Below are 20,728 nucleotides of genomic sequence, written 5' to 3'. Positions count from 1 at the left end.
ATAATCATGAACAAATCTTTTATTTCTACTGATAATGCACCTGCTGCAATCGGTACGTATAGCCAAGCAGTTAAAGTGGGTACAGCTGTTTATTTATCAGGTCAAATTCCACTTGTGCCAGAAACAATGGAAGTGATCTCTGAAGATTTCACTGAACAAACTCACCAAGTTTTCAAAAACCTAACTGCAGTTTGCCAAGCAGCCGGTGGTCAAATTCAAGACATGGTGAAAGTAAACATCTTCCTTACTGACTTATCTAACTTTGCTATCGTTAACGAAGTGATGAGTCAGTACTTTAAACAGCCTTATCCTGCACGCGCGACGATTGGTGTACGTGCATTACCAAAAGGCGTACAAGTTGAAATTGACGGTATCATGGAGCTACCTTCAACGAACTAATACCCCTGCCAGCGACCTCAGGTTGCTGGCACTTTTTTAGAAAAAGTTATTACTTCCCTCACCCGAAATTCTTGACTCATCAGCAATTCTCTAGCACTCTGTTGTTATAATAAGTAAAACCTTTAGCTAATGTAGTAAAAAAGGATCTCCACGTGTTTAAGCTCGCTCACAACGGCAACGTTTTATTAGATGTTCATGAAAACTCGCCTCCTAGTGCTGCGTTTATTATAGAAGCATTAGAAAAGTCACCATTTTGTGAATGCAGAGTGGATCATGATGCTATCAATAATTTCTTCAAAAGCGATTCTAATGAACGCATGCTTGTTGTTGCCTCTAAACATGATGCCAGCTTAGTCGTCACTCTAAGCGATGATAAAATGCTAGCCACTGGCGAATTGACTGTCGCCGAGGGCGGTAAAGTCATGACGCTTGACGAAGCTAAAAAAGAACTTATAAAAGCAGGAGTAGCGCGAGGCTACAAGCAGGCTTTCTTGGAGCAGTTATTACAACAACAGTTCGAGTTACCAGCAGGTGAGATTGCTAAAGGCGTGCTAGCGAAAGGCCGTTTACCGATTGATGGCCAACCTTCCAAGTTTGTACCACAGGTTGAAACTTTAAAAGACCGTTTAAAAAAGCCAAAATTGCGTGAGGATGGCACTGCCGACATGCGCGACTTTGGTAAGCTCGCCAGTGTCGAACCTGGCGTATTACTTATCAAACAAATTCCAGCGACCCCTGGCAAAGAAGGCTTTACTGTTACTGGTGATGTACTACCTGCTAAACCAGGTGAAAACAGCACATTAGTGGCCGGAGAAGGGACTGAGATATCTAAAAACAACCCGCTAGAACTTATTTCAGTGATTGCTGGTGTACCCGTTGATATTGCCAATGGTATGCGCGTTGATGATATTTTTACCATTGCCGATGTAAACGTAAAAAGTGGCCACGTAGATTTTGAAGGCAGCGTCATTGTGACTCATAATGTTGAGCCTGGCATGCGTATTCACGCCAAAGGCGATATTACTGTTATGGGCACAGTTGAATCTGGTTATTTATCAGCAGTGGGTGATATCACCATAAAACAAGGCGTAATTGGCCACCAGCAAGAAGATAAAAAACTGTCGTGTAATATCATCAGCCAAGGCGATATTCACTTATCACATGGTCAGTATTGTTATCTTGAAGCGAATAATATTCTGATAGAACGCCAAGCCAGCCACTGTGTTATGAAAGCCACTAAGCTCTTACAAGTTGGCCAAGAAGACAACCCTCAGGGTAAACTATTTGGCGGTGAGGTTTTAGATGCGCAAATGCTCATTGCTGGCGAAATAGGCAATGAATCTGGCGCGAAAATGGTAATTAACTTAGCGGCTTCAGGCGCTGATGTAACCGCGCAAACGGATCAGTGTTTAAAAGAATTAGCACAAACAGACTCACAACTTGATACCTTGCAAGAAGCAATCGAAAAAGCAGATCAAGTAAAAGACGCCGAAAAGAAGAAGCTCCTACTGGCCAAAATCGGCGCTACGCAAATGCACTATTGTGAGCAAGCTGAAATGCTTGAGAAAAAGCTCTCTAGCTTAGAGCATCATCTGCATGATCTCTTGGAAGATGCGCAATTAGTCGTTAATAAAAAACTGCACTCAGGCGTCGAAATTCATATTTTCGAAAAGGTGCTACTCACTAATCGCCAATACCCGCCGTGTAAGGTGAAGCTTGAAGAAAACAAGGTTGAAGTAGAATTTAAAACCACTTAATAAAAAAGAGGCTTATAGCCTCTTTTTACCAGGGTCATTAAATCTATTAAAGAATACCTTCCACTTGCTGTTTTAGCTGCTCAGGCCAAACACCAACTTGTACTTGCCCGATATGCTGTTTTTGTAACAGCAACATAGCAAGACGCGATTGACCAATGCCACCACCAATTGTTTGCGGAAACTTCTTCGCAAGTAGCTGTTTGTGCCAATCAAACTCTAATCGAGCTTGGTCGCCTGTAATTGCTAATTGTGTAGCTAATGCATCTGGGCTTACACGAATACCCATTGAAGAGATTTCAAAGGCATCTTCAAGCACTGGGTTCCAAACTAAAATATCACCGTTTAAACCTGCAAATTTGCTACAGGTTTGTGTTGACCAATCGTCATAATCAGGCGCTCGTACGTCATGAATTTTACCATCGGCAAGCGCCCCGCCAATGCCAATTAAAAATACCGCGCCGTATTCTTGTGCTACCGCTTTTTCGCGTTGTTTCGCAGTAAAGTCTGGATACATCTGACGTAACTGTTCACTGTGTACAAAGGTGATTTTTTCTGGCAAAAATGGCGTTAAATCAAACTCACTCGCTACAAAGCGTTCGGTTGCTTTAATCGCCTCATAAAGTGATGTTACGGTTTCTTTAAGCTTGTCTAAGGTGCGTTCAGTGCTCTCGCAAATTACTTTTTCCCAATCCCATTGGTCAACATACACCGAGTGAATTGGGCTTAAAGATTCTTCATCAGGGCGAAGCGCCTTCATGTGCGTATAAAGTCCTTCACCTACCGAAAAATCATAATCAGCTAAGGTTTTGCGTTTCCACTTAGCTAACGAGTGAACCACTTCAAATTGACTACCCGGAATTGTTTTCACTGCTACCGATACAGCATTTTCAGTCCCGCTTAAGTTATCTTGAATACCATCGCCTACCTTTGCCAAGATCGGCGCTTGTACTTCGACTAACCCTAATTGCTGCTCTAATTGGCTTGAAAAAACTGTTTTACTTTACTAATTTGCTGCTGTTGCTGCAGGTAGTGTGAACTCATAATAATTGGCCTCATTCCCAGTTATTGTTACTTGCTAAATTAGAGAAACCCGCTGCTTGGCCTCTCTCGATAAAGCAATCCTCAACCAAATGAAGACAATTTTCAATAACCATCAATAAAAAGAACTTAACATTGAAATTTCCATAAAAATAATGCTATAAAAATTATCGATTCATCAATTAACAAGAAAAAATGGCATGGAAAATTATCAAATCGATAATCTCGATAAAAACATCCTTAACGCTTTAATGGAAAATGCACGTACTGCGTATGCAGAACTGGCTAAACGCTTTGCAGTGAGTGCAGGTACCATTCATGTCAGAGTCGAAAAAATGAAACAGGCGGGAATTATTACAGGTACCCAAGTCAGTATTAATGCAAAGCAGCTTGGTTATGATGTCTGTTGTTTTATCGGTATTAATCTCAATAATGCCCGTGATTACCCACAGACTTTGCTACACTTAAAAGAGCTAGAAGAAGTCGTGGAAGCCTATTACACCACGGGTAATTACAGCATATTTATCAAGGTGATGGCTCGTTCAATAGATCATCTACAAGACGTTTTAATTAACAAAATTCAAGCTATCGAGGCTATTCAATCAACAGAAACACTGATCTCACTACAAAACCCAATTAGCCGTGCCGTTGTTCCGTAGGGTATAATCTGCGCCAATTAGAATCCGTCAACGAGCACACAACTATGGATACAACTCGCTTTGAGCGTGTTAAGCGCGTGTTAGATCGCCGCCAAACGGACCTAACGGTTTGTTTAGAAGATGTACATAAACATCATAATTTATCAGCCATTGCCCGCACAGCTGACGCAACAGGCTGCCATCACGTTCATGCTGTATGGCCTGAAAACCAAAAATGGTTAACCAACAATACCTCTGGCGGCAGTAAAAACTGGCTCGAAACTCACTTGCATCGCAATATTGATGATGCCGTTGCCATGATGCGTGCGCAAAACCCTGAGGTACAAGTTTTAGCAACTCACCTCAGTGATGACGCTGTCGACTTTCGCGAAATCGACTACACCAAACCAACGGCTGTTATTGTCGGTCAAGAAAAAGACGGGATTTCGCCGCGCGCCCTTGCCCATGCAGATAAAAACATCATCATCCCGATGCAAGGAATGGTGCAATCTCTGAATGTATCCGTCGCCGCGGCCGCTTATTCTATTTGAAGCGCGACGCCAACGTGAAGCTGCAGGCTTATATAACCGCGATATGCTCGATGCGAAAATAAAACACCGCATCTTGTTCGAAGGGTGTCATCCAATTATTGCCGAGCAGTGTCGTGACAAAGAGTTGCCATACCCTAAGCTTGATGAAAACGGTGAAATTGTTGCTGATGAAACGTTCTGGAACATTTTAAAACACTCGCAACCGCTTGAAGCCACTAACGAGTGCAAGTAAACTGAAAAAACAGTCTACTAATTAACAATTTGAGTCACCTTTGAGTCATCCTAGCTTAGCGTTATATCCAATCACAGAATTAAAAGGCGTCGGCCCGAAAATGGCCGAGCGTCTTGCTAAGCTAAATATTCATACGGTGCAAGACATGCTGTTTCATCTGCCTCACCGCTATGAAGACCGCACCCGCATTCACCCAATCTGTGAACTTCAACCGCATAGCCATGTTAGTGTTGAAGCCACCATAGAAACCAGCCAAATCACCTTTGGTAAAAGGCGTATGCTGGTTTGCCAAGTAAATGATGGTACAGGCAGATTAACGCTGAGGTTTTTTAACTTTAGTGCGGCTCAAAAAAATGCCTTGAGTGCAGGTAAAATCATTCGCTGCTTTGGTGAGATCCGCCGTGGTCGGGTTGGCTTTGAAATGACACATCCGGAATACAGTTTATCGGATACCCCGTCTGAGCAACCAACTAATACCACGCTGACGCCTGTGTATCCTGTTACTGAAGGGCTAAAACAGTTATCTATTCGTGCTCTGAGTGATCAAGCACTTGCACTGTTAACTAAATACCCTGTAGAAGAATTACTGCCAGAGCAGTTTCAGCCAACCGGAATGCGTTTAGACGATGCACTCATGACCTTACATCGCCCACACAACGATGTTGATTTAACCGCGCTTGAGCAAGGTATGCATCCTGCCCAGCAACGGTTAGTGTTTGAAGAGTTGCTCGCACAAAACTTAAGCCTTTTAAAGTTACGCCAAAAAGGGCAAACCGTAAAAGCGGTTGCTTTAAAGCCTCATAACCAACTTGAGCAACAGTTTTTAGCTAATTTAGCCTTTAGCCCAACCAACGCGCAAAGTCGTGTGGTGGCTGAAATCAAAGGCGACTTACAACACCCGTTTCCGATGATGCGCTTAGTACAAGGTGATGTTGGCTCGGGTAAAACCTTAGTTGCAGCACTGAGTGCGCTCACCGCGATAAGCGAAGGTTACCAAGTGGCGCTAATGGCACCGACTGAAATTTTATCAGAGCAGCATGGCATCAACTTTAGCCAGTGGTTTAATCAACTAGGTATTGAAGTTGCTTGGTTAGGTGGCAAAAGTAAAGGCAAAGAGCGTACTGCAACCCTAGAGAAAATTGCCTCTGGGGAAGCGCAAATGATTGTTGGCACCCATGCGTTATTCCAAGAGCAGGTTGAGTTTAACAATCTCGTTTTAATTATTATTGATGAGCAACACCGCTTTGGTGTTCATCAGCGCTTATCACTACGTGAAAAAGGCCGCTTTGGTGACTGTTACCCGCACCAATTAGTGATGACGGCAACTCCTATCCCGCGAACGCTAGCAATGACAGCCTACGCTGACTTAGAAACCTCAGTGATTGATGAGTTACCACCCGGTAGAACGCCTATCACAACGGTGGCGATTCCAGATGCACGCCGAGACGAAATCATTCAACGTGTGAGAACAGCGTGCACAGAGCAAGGCCGTCAAGTGTATTGGGTTTGCACCCTGATTGATGAGTCTGAAGTACTGCAATGCCAAGCCGCCGAAGATAGCGCTGAGCAATTAAAAGCAGCACTGCCAGAATTAAACGTTGGCCTAGTGCATGGCCGGATGAAAGCCGCTGAAAAGCAAGCCATTATGAGTGAGTTTAAAGCAGGTAATATTCATGTACTCGTTGCCACAACGGTGATTGAAGTGGGTGTTGATGTGCCGAATGCCAGCCTTATTATCATTGAAAACCCTGAACGATTAGGGCTTGCTCAACTCCACCAGCTGCGCGGCCGTGTTGGTCGTGGGGCAACGGCATCACATTGTGTTTTACTCTATCACGCGCCACTGCCAGCCACAGCGCAAAAACGTTTGGCTGTGCTGCGTGAAAGTAATGATGGTTTTGTGATTGCTGAGCGAGATCTTGAAATTCGCGGCCCTGGTGAAGTACTTGGCACCAAACAAACAGGCCTAGCTGAATTTAAAATCGCCGACCTAAACCGCGACAAACAAACACTGAATCACGTCAGACCCATCGCTTTCAAAATATTGAACGACTACCCAGCGCTTACCGATAAACTGATTCAGCGCTGGCTTGCTGGCAAATCAGACTACGCGCAAGCTTAACCGCTACTCAAGCACTATCTGCTGTATAAATTTATTTTTAGAGAAATAAAAAAGCCCAGCTAATTAGCTGGGCTGACAAGTTAGGGAGTTATCCAAGGGTTGGATTAAAACTTGTATTCAATACCAACACCTAGGTAATCTTGGTCAACTTGATTGTCTGTATCAAACGTTGAGTAGAAACCAAATACTTTGGTGTTTTTGCTAAGCTTGTGGTCAACACCTGCAGAAATAGCCGTTTTCTTATCGCCTTCATCAAAGTCGATTACTTGATACTGTACTTTGAAAGTATTGCTATTCATTTGGTAAGCAGCATTTACTAAGTAACCATCTGCCTCTGCGCTACCATCTACTTTCTCTTGTGTTTGGTACATAGCACCTAGTTTAAAGTCACCTAGTTTACCTTGTACGGTTGCACGAACAATGTCGTAGCCTTTTACTTCGCTATCAGCTGCTACTGATGCGTAGATGTTGCTTTTCTTAAGACCAGCATCACCATAAGTTACAGCTACAGAGTAACCGTTGTCTGCATCAACTGAGTCTTCAGCTACGTAAGTCGCTAGTACTTTGAAGCCGCTAAAATCGTTAGAAGCATAAGAAATTGTGTTACCTAAACGATTTTCACCTTTGAAACCATTTTTGATATCCGCTTCAAGGTCATTGAATAAATCAACTTTACCTTGAGATTGCTTCATAGCTGTATCGTTACGACCGATAACAACTTGACCAAAGCTGCCTTTAACACCAACGTATTGGTTACGTGCAGTGATGTTGTCTTCGTTGTCGCCTTTTGAATCAGCGTCAGATACGTCAACACCAAACTCAAATTTATAAACCGCTTCTAAGCCTTCAGAAATTTTTTCTGAACCTTTTAAGCCAAAACGTGAGTTATTGCTTTTAATTTCAGTGAAAGACCCTTCGCCATCATCTGATGATTGAACAGTCACGTTTGCTTTACCATATACATCTACATCAGCTAATGCAGAAAAAGATAAACCACCAAATAAAGCTAGGAATAAGCTAGACTTTGCAAATTTCATGTCGTTTCCTCAATAATCGCAACAAAAAACACATGTTGTGTTTCAATGCGCGCAGTGTGACAGCGAAAAATGACAGAAAGATGACAATTGAAATAAAAGCGTCAATTTACCTTCATAAAATATAATTAATTTTGAAATAAAAACGTAACTAACTGTTCCCACATTAAATTTTTATTAAAGCTAGTTTAAATTTAATTTAAGCTTTTATTTTCAGCTCGGTTAATAGCGTTACTAACTTCTCTAATAAAGGCGTTTGTTCGTTATCTCTGTGGTACGCCACAAACACGTCTCGCGAGGTATGTGCTACATCTTTAACATGATAGAGGTCACCCGCTTTGAGTTGCTCTTCTACTAATAACTGAGGAATAAACGCACTGCCGCCACACTTCAAAATTAAATCAAGCGCAATACGACCTGTACTGGTTCTGAAATAAGGCGGTGCGTGACCGTTGAACTCACGCGCATGCCAAAGTGAAAATGATGTGCCCCAATCAACATAGACATATTGATTATCAAAAAAGTTATCACTGTTAGCTGTTTCGAATGCACTCACCGGAATAATAGGTAACTCACAAATTCGCTCAACAACTAATTCGTCTACTTTAGGCGGATCGAATAGCACCGCTAAGTCTAGCGTACGCTCTAATAATAAGCGGGTGCTTTCTTGTTGGGCTTTTACTTCTGCGACCAAAGAGACACCCGGCATAGCAGAAACAATATTTGTGATCCCAAACTGTAAAAAAGCATCCCAAATATTAGGTGTACCTGCTAAACTGATTTGCTTATGCATATTATCAGCAAGAGCTACATCGACTTTTGCCCGCTGCATACCGGTTATGATCATTTGTGCGTGCGGAAGAAGTCGCTCACCCGGTGCCGTTAACTGAATGTTGTTACGCTGACGAATAAATAAGTTAACGCCTAAACCTTGCTCTAATTGTCGGATCCGAAAACTCACCGCAGACTGTGTAATATATAAATTTTCAGCTGCTTTACCGAAATGACGAGTACGGACCACTTCGACAAAAGTCTTCAATAAATCGATATCCATTTTTTACCCTTACGATAAAAATAACTTGTTTAATAAAATCGGCAACTTGATCCATACTCCTGCAAGAAAATAGGGCATGAGGATAAAGCCATGAGCAATGACATTTCATCACTTCGTCAGGCATTTGCAAGCCAACGTCAATTTTATGATGATCAAAACTTCCCACGCGGTTTTGGTCGTAGTGGTCACTTCACTTTGCTAGAAGCCGACATTCTCGAACAGCATGGTGTTGTATTAAAGGGTTTATACAACAAAACCCTAGAACCACAAAATGAATTTCAAACTCAATTTGTGCAAGTTGTTACTGGTAACCTTGAAGCAACAAACGCTGTAGAGCGAGCTTGGATAAAGTACCTAAAACAAACAACCTGTAAAACGAAGTTTCACACGTTATTTGGACGCTCACGTATCGCGAGCCCAACACCACAAAGTGTTGAATATTATTCTGAGTCAGACAGCCTATAACGATTTGCTTTTTTACCCTTTTAGGGTTAAAACTGGTAATAACTTTTGTTTCGCCAATAAGTTATTACAAGGCACGTTGTGACTCGAAGAATATTAATAATTGAAGATACGCCAACCATTGCGCGAGTGCAAAAACATATCGCGCAAAAAGTTGGCTATGAAGCTGATATCGCAGGTTCTTTAGCCGAAGCAAAAGAGCTAATTAGCAAGCACAGCTATTTTTGCGCCGTGGTTGACTTTATTCTTCCTGATGCACCAACCGGTGAAGCAGTGCCCTGCACGATTGCAGCTGACATTCCTACCATCGTAATGACCGGTAACCTTGACGAAACAACGCGTAACATCGTTGAGAAACACCCCATCATTGACTACATCACCAAAGAAAATAAACAAGCCTATCAATATTTAGAAAAGCAACTCGCTCGCTTACCTCGTAACGAGCAAATATTGGTATTGGTCGTCGATGATTCAGCGGCAACACGCCATCATATATGTAACTTATTAACTCGGCACAAATACCAAACTCTCGAAGCGGTTGATGGTATTGATGCTTTAAAAGTTCTGGCAGAAAACCCTTCTATAGCAGTTATCATTACTGACAATGAAATGCCAAATATGAATGGTGATGAGCTGTGTGTCGAAATTCGTCGTTTATACTCAAACGATGAAAAAGCCGTGATTGGTATTTCGGCTTACGATACCTTGCACCTTTCAACGCGCTTTTTAAAATCAGGCGCAGACGATTACCTTCGAAAGCCATTTAACAATGAAGAGTTTTATTGCCGGCTAAGCCAAAACGTCGACATGCTTGAAAACATCAAGACCATTCGTTTACAAGCTAACACGGATTACCTTACCAAACTTCCTAACCGCCGCTATTTCTTTGGTGAAGCAAACAGTCACTTAAAAGCCGCAAAATTGGCAAATACCTCGGTTTCGCTAGCCATGATTGATATTGACTACTTTAAATCGATTAACGATAACTATGGTCATGATGCCGGTGATGAAGTTCTTAAGGGCTTATCGCAATGTTTGGCAAAGTATTTTGAAGAAAACTTAGTAGGACGCTTTGGTGGTGAAGAGTTTGCCGTGTATTTTGCTGATCAAGACACTAATGAATCGTTGCAGCGTTTAGAAAAATTCCGCTTGTTTGTTGAAAAACACAGCCCTGAGTTCAGTAAAGACCGTATTAAGTTTACGTTGTCGATTGGTTTTCATAATGGACCTGTTTACAGTTTAGATGAACTAATAAAACAGGCCGATTTAAAGCTTTATCAAGCAAAAGAGTCAGGTCGAAACAAATTAGTAAACTAAGCCTATACAGGCTTAGTTACCGCCTCTAATTTCGCTTTACGTTGCTTACGATTTTGACGGTACGAATCCCAACTGAATAATGCCAAAGCACTCCAAATACACGCAAACGTAACAACACGCTCAGCATCAAATACCTCACCGTAAAACGCCACCGCAAGCATAAACATTAAGCTTGGGCCAATGTACTGAAAAAAGCCTAATGTACTGTACTGAAGGCGTTTTGCTGCACCGGTAAAACATAACAGCGGTAAGGTTGTCACCACACCAGCACTAATAAGTAACACGTTAATGTGCCAATCATTCGCGGTTAGATCAGAGCTTGCAGAAGGTGCCATCAACCACCAGTAAATAAGCGCAACGGGCAATAAAATAAGTGCTTCAAGCAATAACCCCGGCAATGATTCGATTGGTAACTTTTTACGTAGTAACCCATAAATAGCAAACGATCCTGCTAATGAGAAAGCAACCACAGGGAATGAACCAAAGCTCACAAGCTGTAGCAACACACCACAAAGCGCCAGACCTACCGCAACGCCTTGCCATTTACGCAGCCGCTCACCTAAAAACAACATACCAAGTAACACGTTTAGTAGTGGGTTGATGTAATACCCTAAACTAGCATCGAGCATGTGATTATTGTTCACTGCCCAAATAAATAAGCCCCAATTAAAGCCGAGTAAGCTTGCTGTGATCACCAGCATCAGTAACAATTTGGGTTGCCCAAGCACGACACGAATACGTTGCCATTGATGACGAGCAGCAATAATAAGAAGTAAAAATAACACCGACCAAATAACACGGTGCATTAATATTTCAAACGCAGATACCTGCTGTAAAAGCTTAAAGTAGATGGGTGCAAGACCCCACATAAAAAAGGCTAAACACGCGAAAATGACGCCTTTTCGCTGCTCAATGTTGGTAGGCATAAGTTTGGCTTTATAGTTTAAAAACGCTATTTTACGCCCCCTCTGCAGTGACGCAACCAAAACGCGCTAAATAAACCCATGTATTTACTTCTTAAAAGGGACTGACATTGTTGCAAACTAACGCCTTGATATTAAGCTCCTGTGAAACGCTGAATTCTGCATCTTGAGGTCGTTTGTGTATATTGCTAAAGACATCGCTATAAAAAACCACTAAAATGCTCGGCGATGAATACCAATACCGCAACGTCCAACACACCCATTCGATCACCACAAGCTGTACTCAAACAAGTGTTTGGTTACAAGGATTTTCGTGATGGCCAAGAAGCGATTATAGCCAGCCGCGCTAGACGGACAAGACTCGCTTGTTCTTCTACCAACCGGTGGAGGCAAATCATTATGCTATCAAGTACCCGCTTTGATCCTCGATGGTGTAACTGTGGTTATCTCGCCGCTTATTTCTTTAATGCAAGACCAAGTAGCTCAACTAAGAGCGCTCGGCGTACAAGCGGCGTACATCAATAACAGCCTGCCTTTTGAAGAGCAACAAGCTGTCTATCAGCAATTGCATTATGGGCAAATAAAGCTGTTATATGTAGCACCAGAAAAAGTACTGCAACACGAATTTTTAGAGCGCTTGAGCCACCTTAAGCTCGCACTTTTTGCGATTGATGAAGCTCACTGTGTGTCGCATTGGGGTCATGACTTTAGGCCACATTACTGTCGACTCAACGAGTTAAAGCAACGCTTTATGCATGTGCCTATGATGGCACTCACAGCGACAGCAGATAAAGCAACTCGTTACGATATTATTGAGCAGCTACAGCTTAACCATCCTTACGTGCACACTGGCAGCTTCGATAGACCGAACATTCGTTACACCATCGAAGAAAAATTTAAACCGATGGTGCAGCTACTTCGTTATTTAAAAGAACAGCAAAATCAAAGTGGTATTATCTATTGCACCAGCCGTAAACGGGTTGATGATGTCGCTGAAAAACTTGCTGACGCCGGGTTCAATGCCGCCGCCTACCATGCGGGTATGAGTAATGAACAACGACAGTTTGTGCAAACAGGCTTTGCCCGTGACGATATTCAAATTGTGGTTGCGACTGTGGCCTTTGGCATGGGAATTAATAAACCAAACGTACGTTTTGTGGTGCATTACGATATTCCAAAAAGTATCGAAGCCTATTACCAAGAAACCGGCCGTGCTGGTCGTGATGGCTTGGCAGCTGAAGCGATTATGTATTTTGATCCGGCAGACATAGGCCGCGTACGCCGCTTTTTTGAAGATATTGAAGACGAGCAACGTCGTCGCGTTGAAGAGCAGCGCTTTAATGCCATGGCTAGCTTCGCCGAAGCACAAACATGCCGTAGACAAATCTTGCTCAATTATTTTAGTGAATATAAGCGCGAAACCTGTGGTAACTGTGATATTTGCTTAAACCCACCCACCAGCTTTGATGGCACGCTTGTCGCACAACAAGCCTTATCGTGTGTATATCGTGCTGAGCAACGTTTTGGGATTGGTTATATTGTTGAGTTACTGCGCGGCGCAAACACGAGCCGTATTCGTGATAACAATCACCACCAGCTCAGTACCTATGGCATAGGTAAAGAGCACAGTGTGGAATTCTGGCTCAGTATTTTAAGGCAACTCATCCATCAAGGATTATTGAGCCAAGACATTACCCAAGGTTCGTCATTACGCTTAACCGAAGCCGCCCGAGCAGTACTTAAAAGTGAATATGCACTGCAACTTGCTGAGCCTCGCTTACAAGCTAAACACGTTTACCAAGATAAACTCGCTCAGTTTAATTACGACAAAAAGCTGTTTGCGAAATTACGTGCCTTACGTAAAGAACTGGCCGATGCCGATGATGTACCACCTTATGTGGTATTCAATGATAAAACCCTTGCTGAAATGGCGCAGCTCATGCCAACCAACGACAGTGAGTTTTTAAAAGTGTCGGGTGTTGGCTTTACCAAACTTAACAAGTATGGCGCGCCGTTTTTAAACGCCATTCGCGACTACTTAGCCGCTAATTAGGACTGCTATGACTGAACTCAAATATGATGCCGAACATGCGATCATCCTTGTTATACCAAGCGAGCTTCCACACGATGAAGATTTTGAGCTTTGGGCAACCCTTTTCTTGCACGCGCCAGCCATAACAACTGCCGACTTTGATGCTGGTGCTGATCGCCATCAATTACGCTTTCACTTTACAGATCATAGTTTTAATCTAAACTTTGAACATTACAGTGAAAGTATTTGGATTAATGCTGAGGGCATCGAAGCCAGTGCGGCATTACCACAACTTCAGCAATATTTGGTCGCGCAATTACAATAATAAGCTAGACTTTTTTCCACGCTTAGTATGTAGTAGTTGCATAGGACATACTCAACTAAGGGTGTAAATGGGATTTAAGCAGTCGCACTTTGTTGCAAGGTTAATAACATTATTGCCAGTCTGCATGGCAGCTAATGTCCATGCAGAGCAGTTGTTTACTGACGATAGTAATTATTGTCAAAACCAACGTACGCTTAAATCACAAGATAATAACCTACGCCGCCAGCTCGATGCAGATAATCCCCTACCCGATGCCGCTAATAATCGCAAAATAGCCTCCATTGAACTTGAACAACTAAACGTCTTTAACACTGAGCTTGAAGAAGAGAATAACTTTTTGTTCCGCTTTGCTAATCGCGCTCATATGACCACTGAACCAGAGGTAATACACAGCGTTTTATTGTTCGAAGAAGGTGAAATTTATAGTCCACGTAAATTACTTGAGTCAGAACGATTACTGCGTAAACAAGGCTACTTATATGATGCGCGTATCAACGCAAAGCTCGATTGTGATGGCAACGTACATGTAAAAGTAATTACGCGCGATCTGTGGACCTTATTACCTGAAATCAGCTTTAGCCGCAGTGGTGGTAAGAATGAGTCGAGTATCGGATTTCGCGAATCTAACTTTTTAGGTTGGGGTAAACGGGTATCGTTTACCCGTACTCGAGATGCAGACCGCACAGGTTACCTGTTTGTGTATGATGACCCGCATATATTCTCTAGCCGCTATCAAGGCCGCTTAGAATATTCAGACAACGATGATGGCAAACGTCATTATATTGATGTGAGCTACCCGTTTTTCTCGATTGATACGCCCTACAGTTATGGCGCAACGAGTTACTCAGATCAGCGCCGAGAATCCCTTTACTATCGCGGCGATGTAGTTAGCGAATTTGAGCAAAAAACCTTATTAAACCGTGCTTACTTTGGTCACTCATCACAACTTGGTAATAATTGGACCCAGCGTATTAAGCTTGGTATCGAAAACCGCGAAGAAACCTTTAAAGAGACGCCATTCACGCGCTTCCCCATCGCTGAAGATAGAACGCTAAGTTACCCTTATGTTAGTGGCCAATGGTTTGAGGATCATTACGTTAAGGTCAGAAACTTCGATAGCATCTACCGTACAGAAGATTTAAACCTGGGTTGGAATATCCATGCCTTACTCGGTTATTCAAGCAAAGATTTTAGTGACGATGCCAGCCGTACTATTTATTCGTTATCTTTATCAAAAGCACATTACTCTGGAGACAACCAGTTATGGCGCTTTAAGGCAGACCTTGATGGCTACTGGAATGAAGAAATCGATGACGTCGAAAACCTATTTGCCAGCACACAGCTACAGTATTATCTCAATACCACACTAAGACAAAGCTGGTACGCTAAAGTACGGCTTGAGTATGCTGAAAACCTCACTGCTGATAAACAACTCACTATTGGTGGTGAGAATGGTCTACGTGGTTACCCGCTTGACTACCAAGTAGGCGACCGTAGCTTTTTAGTGACCTTAGAGAAACGCTACTACTGGGAATATGACTTACTGCAATTGTTCAAAGTCGGTGGTGCCGCGTTTTATGATATTGGTAGAGCTTGGTATAACGACAAAGATAACGGCGCCAATGGTAACGTACTACAAAATGTGGGTGTAGGCCTTCGCTTAGCGCCAAGCCGCGCCAATGCCGGTACAGTTATTCACCTAGATATTGCAGCACCCATTAACAAACAAGATGACGATATTGACTCTGTGCAATGGCTGGTAACGGTTAAAAATACCTTTTAGATAGTGTTATTCTGTGCCTAAGACGCTAAAATCGATACGTAAAATATTAACTTAGGAACCCTTTTGGACTTCGCCGAATTCTTTAACGAGCAATACCACTTAATCGTGACTATTATCGCGATTTTGCTTTACCCGCTGCTTCGTAAAACTACCAAAAAACTGCTATTAAAAGCAATTAAAGGCAAAGCTGATCCACATCGTGAATACCGCGCTGAGCTGTTACTCAATATCATTCTTGCCATTGTTATGCTGTGTTTAGTGCTAGTTTTTTGGGGTATTGAGCTACGAGGATTATTAGTACTTGGCTCGTCCATTTTTGCCATGCTGGGTGTCGCGCTTTTTGCTGCTTGGTCGTTGCTGAGTAACCTAACAGCCTTCTTGCTAATGTTTATTCAAAACGACTGCCGCGTTGGTTTTTGGGTGAGAGTAATTGACGGTGCAAACTTCTTAGAAGGCCGCATTATCGAAATGGGCTTGATGAACGTCGTTCTTGAGCATGTTGATGGCCACAAGGTCATTTACCCAAACAACATCTTTGTTACCCGCCCTGTAATGGTGTTAAAGAACCCACCTACAGCGACTAAAGCACCAACCATAAAGCGCATTTTAGGTCCAAAAAAATAACCGCTTAAAATTAACGAGAAGAGCAGTTAAAAGGGTGTTTTTTTCTGCTCCCATAGGCGATTAATATAAAACTAAATAAAATGACGAAAGGGTGAAATAACACAATGTGAACAACACTTTGCTCTGTAAAAAAGCCGTGCGTAAGTGAAATAACAAGCGTTAATAAACCTGTGTAAAATAGAAATATTTTCATCTTTGATCTGTTCGTTAATCGACAACTATTAAGTAAGTAAAAAAACTATAAACCTTGTACTTACTCTAAGGTCAAGTAATAGGTGAGGACAGGCAGATACAAAAAAGCCAAACAGATAGTTTGGCTTTTTTAATAACACAAGATGGTACTAGTTATTTAAATCTGCGGTTTTTAACTCATCTTCAATATCGCTTATTTCATCAATAAAGTTTTCAAGTTGCTGCTCTACAATACTATTTGCATGAGCAAAGTAAGCAAGATGGAATACGGCATCCCCCTCGTTTACCAGCGGCATAGTTTGCTGACCAATTACAATACCACTTCGCGGCGCGAGTAGCTCAAGTTCAGCATCACCAAGTGGGCTGCTTATATAAGCTAGAACCTGCCCTTTCATTACTCGTTCACCCAGTGATACTTGTGCACGAACAATGCCGTCAACTTCGGCACGTATCCAGCTCGTCGAGCTTGCAATCACTGGCTCTGGCAGTTTCTTAGCTCGCTTACCACGCACCATTTTTAAATGACGCATGACATAATCAACACCTTGCACACCTGCAGCAATCGCAATTGGGTCAAAGCGAAGCGCTTCACCGGCTTCATAGGTAATAACGGGTATTCCTAAATTGGCCGCTTCACTGCGTAATGAACCATTGCGAAGTGACGCATCAATCACCGCAGGAGTGCCAAACGCTTTCGCCATGGCTGCTGTTGCAGGGTCGCTCAAATTAGCACGAATTTGCGGCAAGTTCGTACGGTGAATTGCACCAGTGTGTAAATCAATAATGTGCGTACAATGTACTGCAACTTGCGAGAAAAAGGCATTGGCCATACGCCCTGCTAATGAACCACGGGTTGAACCCGGAAAACTGCGGTTCATATCACGTCGGTCAGGTAAGTAGCGTGACTTATGAATAAAGCCAAACACATTCACAATCGGCACCGCAATAATAGTACCGCGCAATTGCTCTGGCTCGATTTTAGCCAGTAATTGCCTAACAACCTCAACACCATTGAGCTCGTCACCATGAATTGCAGCACACACCATTAATACAGGTCCTTGCTGCACACCATTTACCACTTCAATAGGAATATTCAACGGCGAGTGGGTATAAAGCTTGGCAGCTTCAATCGCAAATGTCTTACGTTCACCAACTCCCACCGTATCACCTAAAATTGAAAACGATGTATTTTTCTTAACCTTAGCCACGCACTGTTCCTTTTAATAGAGCGCTTATTATCCTATGGGTAAAGGCTTAACCTTTACCACGCGTTGCTGTTCTTTTTGATGCCGCTGTTTTTTCAATAAACTCAACGATCATGCCAGCAATATCTTTTCCAGTTGCCACTTCAATACCTTCTAGGCCTGGTGATGAGTTAACTTCCATCACCAATGGACCACGTGCAGAACGAAGTAAATCAACACCTGCCACGTTTAAGCCCATTGCTTTAGCAGCTGCAACCGCTGTTCTTCTTTCTTCAGGAGTAATACGAACCAACGTCGCGCTACCACCACGGTGTAAGTTAGAGCGGAACTCACCTTCTTGCGCTTGACGCTTCATCGCAGCAATTACTTTATCGCCTAACACGAAACAACGAATGTCTGCACCACCGGCTTCTTTGATGTACTCTTGCACCATGATATTCGCTTTTAAGCCCATAAACGCTTCAATTACGCTTTCTGCTGCTTTACGTGTTTCCGCTAAAACCACACCGATACCTTGCGTACCTTCAAGTAGTTTAATTACTACAGGCGTGCCGCCAACCATGCTTAATAAGTCTTTAACGTCATCAGGCTTACTCGCAAAGCCTGTCACTGGCATACCTACGCCTTTACGTGACAATAATTGTAATGAACGTAACTTGTCACGAGAGCGGCTAATAGCGACCGATTCATTCACTGGGAATACACCCATCATTTCAAACTGACGTAAAACCGCACAGCCATAGAAAGTCACCGACGAACCGATGCGCGGAACGATGGCATCAAAATCTTTTAAATTTTCACCGCGGTAGTGAATTTCTGGTTGCTCTGAGTTGATGTTCATATAACAACGAAGTGCATCAATTACCTTCACTTCGTGGCCACGTTGCTCTGCAGCTTCGATTAAGCGACGTGTTGAATATAAGTTTTGGTTGCGAGATAAAATACCAAGTTTCATAGTTAAAAACCTTAACTGATAAACTCACACACGTAGCAACGTGTGATAAGTCTTTTTCCTATAATAAATGAGATAAAGCCGGGTCAACGACTATGCGATTTTCCATTGCTGTACGTCCTAACAACATTCTAAACTTCATTGTTGAACGGTTACTTAAAGTAACCCTTACAGGCCAGCTTTGGTCACCTGCGACTAATTTTGTTTCGATAAAGTAGCGAAGTTCACGTTGACCGCTTGAACTGGTCACGTATTTACGCTCAACCACTTTGGCACGGCACTCTACCGTTGTTTCTACATCTTCTTGCAGAGGATGGGTAGTAAATTTCACCCATGTTTCGCCATTTTCTGAAAATTCCTCAATGTCAAAAGCATGAATGCATGAAGTTCTCGCTCCAGTATCAACTTTTGCTTTGATTTTTTCTATTCCCAGTTCAGGCAGGCCAAGCCATTCTCGCCAGCCAACAATAATTTTTGCGCTCATTAATGTGCCCTCTTTAAAAAAGTGTCTTATACGCTACAGAGCTAGAAACACCAACGAAAATAATTTATCCCCTCGATAAATCGATTTAATTGACGTAGGCTAAACTATAATCAACTATATCGCACTATTTGTAAAACGAGAGTTCAATATGATCAATGGGTTACTTCATGTCTTAATTTTAGACGAACTAGGCGGCGCACGTGCTATAGAAAATAGTACTGAGCTGCAAAATTGGCAACCTGAGCACGGTAAACTTTGGGTGCACATGGATTACAGCCAAGCTGAAGCCGTTACATGGCTTGAGCAAAGTAACTTATTAACTGATTACGAGCTTGAATCCCTGATTGCCGATGAAACACGTCCGCGTCTGACCAAGGTCACTAATGGTAACATGCTGTTTTTACGAGGTGTTAACTTAAATCCTGCACAAAGCCCTGAAGACATGGTCTCGTTGCGCTTATTCATCAATGAAAACATTCTGATCACAACACGTAAGCGCCGTTTGCTATCCGTGCAGGATGTTGTCGAATCATTTGATGGCAGCAATGGTCCTTGCTCAATCTCTGAATTAGTATGCCAATTGGCGCAAAACCTAACCTCACGTATGCAAGCTGTTATCGACAGTTTAGATGACACACTCGATGGTTTTGAAGATGAAATTGACGAGCCAAACAAAGGCTTTGATCATCAATCATTAGCGCAAATTCGCCGCCAAACAATCGCATTAAAACGTTATTTAAGGCCACAGAAAGAAGCGCTTATTACTTTGTTAAACAACAAATATAAGTGGTTAGCTGAGGACGATAAGGCACGCCTAAACGAAACAACCAATATGTTGATCCGTTACTTAGAAGAGCTAGATAGCTCAATTGAACGCGCGCAAATTATTCAACAAGCGATTACTAGCCAAGTGTCTGAGCAACTAAACCAGCGCATGTATGTGATGTCGGTGGTTGCTGCACTGTTTTTACCACTTGGTTTCTTAACAGGCTTACTAGGTGTAAACGTAGGCGGTATTCCGGGCACTGAAAGCCCTTACGCATTTAGCTTATTTATTATTTTCTTGGTGGTGCTCACCGTTGGGATTGGCATTTACTTTAAAAATAAGAAGTGGCTATAACTCGACAACCTTTTTAATTAAATCAAGGCGGACGGCATATTCGCCTTTTTTTGTTGCCAAAATCAGGTGCTCACCATCGGGGTTCAGTATCTTCAAGGTATCAGCTTTTCCCTCTAGTAACTCACCAGATACTAAGGTAATGCGTAATAAGGATTTATGCATGCACCATAGTTCGTATTTATCGTAGTCACCACAGGCGATGGGTTGATAAGTCATTGGCTTTTGAGATTGCTAAAGGAATAAATCGAGCTTAGAAGATATTAACGTGAAGAGCAAATGGCGCTCTCGGCAGGGATCGAACCTGCAACTTAGCCTCCGGAGGGCCACGTGATATCCATTTCACCACGAGAGCACATTTGTCGTCATCAATACTGACTCGCGATATCAGCATGACAACCCGGCAATGATAATGGCATCTTGCACTAAATGCTAGCGTCGAGGCCTTTATATGCGCACAAATTCAGCAATTTGCATTAAAACACTT

General features: G+C 42.6%; 17 protein-coding genes, 1 tRNA gene and 3 pseudogenes. 12 read left to right on the top strand and 9 right to left on the bottom strand.

Annotated elements, in window-relative coordinates; genetic code table 11:
* Positions 1–6 precede the first annotated feature (6 nt).
* Both P4S60_RS01920 and P4S60_RS01915 read left to right on the top strand, forming a co-directional pair.
* Positions 7–399, top strand: coding sequence for a RidA family protein (locus P4S60_RS01920; protein WP_337114835.1), 393 nt, complete (start codon positions 7–9; stop codon positions 397–399).
* 152 nt (positions 400–551) lie between these two features.
* Positions 552–2,156, top strand: coding sequence for a DUF342 domain-containing protein (locus tag P4S60_RS01915; protein ID WP_063699775.1), 1,605 nt, complete (start codon positions 552–554; stop codon positions 2,154–2,156).
* A 46-nt stretch (positions 2,157–2,202) separates the two neighbouring features.
* Here the strand turns inward: P4S60_RS01915 and asnA are convergent.
* Positions 2,203–3,197, bottom strand: a pseudogene (gene asnA / locus P4S60_RS01910) (aspartate--ammonia ligase).
* 197 nt (positions 3,198–3,394) lie between these two features.
* Here asnA and asnC point away from each other — a divergent pair.
* From asnC to recG, 3 genes and pseudogenes are all read left to right on the top strand, one after another.
* On the top strand, positions 3,395–3,853 hold the full coding sequence (gene asnC, locus P4S60_RS01905; RefSeq protein WP_062567385.1) for a transcriptional regulator AsnC: 459 nt from the start codon (positions 3,395–3,397) through the stop codon (positions 3,851–3,853).
* Positions 3,854–3,897: 44 nt separating this feature from the next.
* Positions 3,898–4,615 (top strand): annotated as a pseudogene (gene trmH, locus P4S60_RS01900) (tRNA (guanosine(18)-2'-O)-methyltransferase TrmH).
* A 40-nt stretch (positions 4,616–4,655) separates the two neighbouring features.
* Entirely contained in the window at positions 4,656–6,737 is a 2,082-nt protein-coding gene (gene recG / locus P4S60_RS01895) for an ATP-dependent DNA helicase RecG (protein WP_337114834.1), read from the top strand.
* 104 nt (positions 6,738–6,841) lie between these two features.
* Here recG and P4S60_RS01890 read toward each other — a convergent pair whose 3' ends face one another.
* Together P4S60_RS01890 and P4S60_RS01885 are read right to left on the bottom strand one after the other, a co-directional pair.
* Positions 6,842–7,774, bottom strand: coding sequence for a porin (locus P4S60_RS01890; protein WP_063699784.1), 933 nt, complete (start codon positions 7,772–7,774; stop codon positions 6,842–6,844).
* 196 nt (positions 7,775–7,970) lie between these two features.
* A complete protein-coding gene (locus P4S60_RS01885) occupies positions 7,971–8,825 on the bottom strand; it encodes a LysR family transcriptional regulator (protein ID WP_337114833.1) in 855 nt (284 codons plus the stop codon).
* 90 nt (positions 8,826–8,915) lie between these two features.
* Here P4S60_RS01885 and P4S60_RS01880 point away from each other — a divergent pair, with 90 nt between their 5' ends.
* Positions 8,916–9,290 (top strand): DUF413 domain-containing protein, encoded by a 375-nt coding sequence (locus tag P4S60_RS01880; protein ID WP_063699788.1) that lies wholly within the window; start codon positions 8,916–8,918, stop codon positions 9,288–9,290.
* Between the two features lie 78 nt (positions 9,291–9,368).
* A complete protein-coding gene (locus tag P4S60_RS01875; protein ID WP_337114832.1) occupies positions 9,369–10,604 on the top strand; it encodes a GGDEF domain-containing response regulator in 1,236 nt (411 codons plus the stop codon).
* Between the two features lie 2 nt (positions 10,605–10,606).
* On the opposite strand, the gene rarD is transcribed toward P4S60_RS01875, so the two are convergent.
* Positions 10,607–11,530 carry an EamA family transporter RarD gene (gene rarD / locus P4S60_RS01870; RefSeq protein ID WP_337114831.1) on the bottom strand — a complete coding sequence of 308 codons (924 nt, stop codon included), beginning with the start codon at positions 11,528–11,530 and terminating at the stop codon, positions 10,607–10,609.
* 225 nt (positions 11,531–11,755) lie between these two features.
* Between rarD and recQ the strand changes: the two are divergent.
* The 4 genes and pseudogenes from recQ to P4S60_RS01850 all read left to right on the top strand — a co-directional run bounded on the left by recQ (position 11,756) and on the right by P4S60_RS01850 (position 16,291).
* Positions 11,756–13,580 (top strand): annotated as a pseudogene (gene recQ, locus P4S60_RS01865) (DNA helicase RecQ).
* A gap of 7 nt (positions 13,581–13,587) precedes the next feature.
* Entirely contained in the window at positions 13,588–13,884 is a 297-nt protein-coding gene (locus P4S60_RS01860) for a DUF3630 family protein (protein ID WP_063699797.1), read from the top strand.
* A gap of 124 nt (positions 13,885–14,008) precedes the next feature.
* On the top strand, positions 14,009–15,667 hold the full coding sequence (locus P4S60_RS01855; protein ID WP_337114830.1) for a BamA/TamA family outer membrane protein: 1,659 nt from the start codon (positions 14,009–14,011) through the stop codon (positions 15,665–15,667).
* 63 nt (positions 15,668–15,730) lie between these two features.
* Positions 15,731–16,291 (top strand): mechanosensitive ion channel domain-containing protein, encoded by a 561-nt coding sequence (locus tag P4S60_RS01850; RefSeq protein WP_105182098.1) that lies wholly within the window; start codon positions 15,731–15,733, stop codon positions 16,289–16,291.
* 341 nt (positions 16,292–16,632) lie between these two features.
* On the opposite strand, the gene P4S60_RS01845 is transcribed toward P4S60_RS01850, so the two are convergent.
* The 3 genes from P4S60_RS01845 to P4S60_RS01835 are packed head-to-tail and all read right to left on the bottom strand — an operon-like array spanning position 16,633 to position 19,124.
* On the bottom strand, positions 16,633–17,691 hold the full coding sequence (locus tag P4S60_RS01845) for a succinylglutamate desuccinylase/aspartoacylase family protein (protein WP_063699801.1): 1,059 nt from the start codon (positions 17,689–17,691) through the stop codon (positions 16,633–16,635).
* Positions 17,692–17,737: 46 nt separating this feature from the next.
* Positions 17,738–18,643 (bottom strand): 30S ribosomal protein S6--L-glutamate ligase, encoded by a 906-nt coding sequence (rimK, locus tag P4S60_RS01840; RefSeq protein WP_063699803.1) that lies wholly within the window; start codon positions 18,641–18,643, stop codon positions 17,738–17,740.
* Between the two features lie 58 nt (positions 18,644–18,701).
* Positions 18,702–19,124, bottom strand: a complete 423-nt coding sequence (locus P4S60_RS01835) for an ATP-dependent zinc protease family protein (RefSeq protein ID WP_063699806.1) — start codon at positions 19,122–19,124, stop codon at positions 18,702–18,704.
* Positions 19,125–19,272: 148 nt separating this feature from the next.
* Here P4S60_RS01835 and P4S60_RS01830 point away from each other — a divergent pair, with 148 nt between their 5' ends.
* Positions 19,273–20,244, top strand: coding sequence for a zinc transporter ZntB (locus P4S60_RS01830; protein WP_337114829.1), 972 nt, complete (start codon positions 19,273–19,275; stop codon positions 20,242–20,244).
* Here the strand turns inward: P4S60_RS01830 and P4S60_RS01825 are convergent.
* Positions 20,239–20,460: a Rho-binding antiterminator gene (locus tag P4S60_RS01825; RefSeq protein ID WP_337114828.1), complete on the bottom strand. Its 222-nt coding sequence runs from the start codon at positions 20,458–20,460 to the stop codon at positions 20,239–20,241. The two genes, P4S60_RS01830 and P4S60_RS01825, sit on opposite strands and share 6 nt — an antisense overlap.
* Before the next feature lie 61 nt (positions 20,461–20,521).
* Positions 20,522–20,596 (bottom strand) — tRNA-Arg (locus P4S60_RS01820).
* Between the last annotated feature and the right edge of the window lie 132 nt (positions 20,597–20,728).

The organism is Pseudoalteromonas sp. Hal040 (assembly GCF_037162425.1).
GTDB lineage: Bacteria > Pseudomonadota > Gammaproteobacteria > Enterobacterales > Alteromonadaceae > Pseudoalteromonas > Pseudoalteromonas gelatinilytica.
The sequence above is the reverse complement of the archived record's forward strand: the minus strand, read 5'-3'. Positions and strand labels throughout refer to the sequence as shown.

What these genes read in the sequence shown, in the direction of transcription:
- P4S60_RS01920 (WP_337114835.1), top strand. Translation starts at nt 7, where the DNA reads ATGAACAAATCTTTTATTTCTACTGATAATGCACCTGCTGCAATCGGT.
- asnC (WP_062567385.1), top strand. Translation starts at nt 3,395, where the DNA reads ATGGAAAATTATCAAATCGATAATCTCGATAAAAACATCCTTAACGCT.
- P4S60_RS01890 (WP_063699784.1), bottom strand. Translation starts at nt 7,774, where the DNA reads ATGAAATTTGCAAAGTCTAGCTTATTCCTAGCTTTATTTGGTGGTTTA.
- P4S60_RS01885 (WP_337114833.1), bottom strand. Translation starts at nt 8,825, where the DNA reads ATGGATATCGATTTATTGAAGACTTTTGTCGAAGTGGTCCGTACTCGT.
- P4S60_RS01880 (WP_063699788.1), top strand. Translation starts at nt 8,916, where the DNA reads ATGAGCAATGACATTTCATCACTTCGTCAGGCATTTGCAAGCCAACGT.
- rarD (WP_337114831.1), bottom strand. Translation starts at nt 11,530, where the DNA reads ATGCCTACCAACATTGAGCAGCGAAAAGGCGTCATTTTCGCGTGTTTA.
- P4S60_RS01860 (WP_063699797.1), top strand. Translation starts at nt 13,588, where the DNA reads ATGACTGAACTCAAATATGATGCCGAACATGCGATCATCCTTGTTATA.
- P4S60_RS01855 (WP_337114830.1), top strand. Translation starts at nt 14,009, where the DNA reads ATGGCAGCTAATGTCCATGCAGAGCAGTTGTTTACTGACGATAGTAAT.
- rimK (WP_063699803.1), bottom strand. Translation starts at nt 18,643, where the DNA reads ATGAAACTTGGTATTTTATCTCGCAACCAAAACTTATATTCAACACGT.
- P4S60_RS01835 (WP_063699806.1), bottom strand. Translation starts at nt 19,124, where the DNA reads ATGAGCGCAAAAATTATTGTTGGCTGGCGAGAATGGCTTGGCCTGCCT.
- P4S60_RS01830 (WP_337114829.1), top strand. Translation starts at nt 19,273, where the DNA reads ATGATCAATGGGTTACTTCATGTCTTAATTTTAGACGAACTAGGCGGC.
- P4S60_RS01825 (WP_337114828.1), bottom strand. Translation starts at nt 20,460, where the DNA reads ATGACTTATCAACCCATCGCCTGTGGTGACTACGATAAATACGAACTA.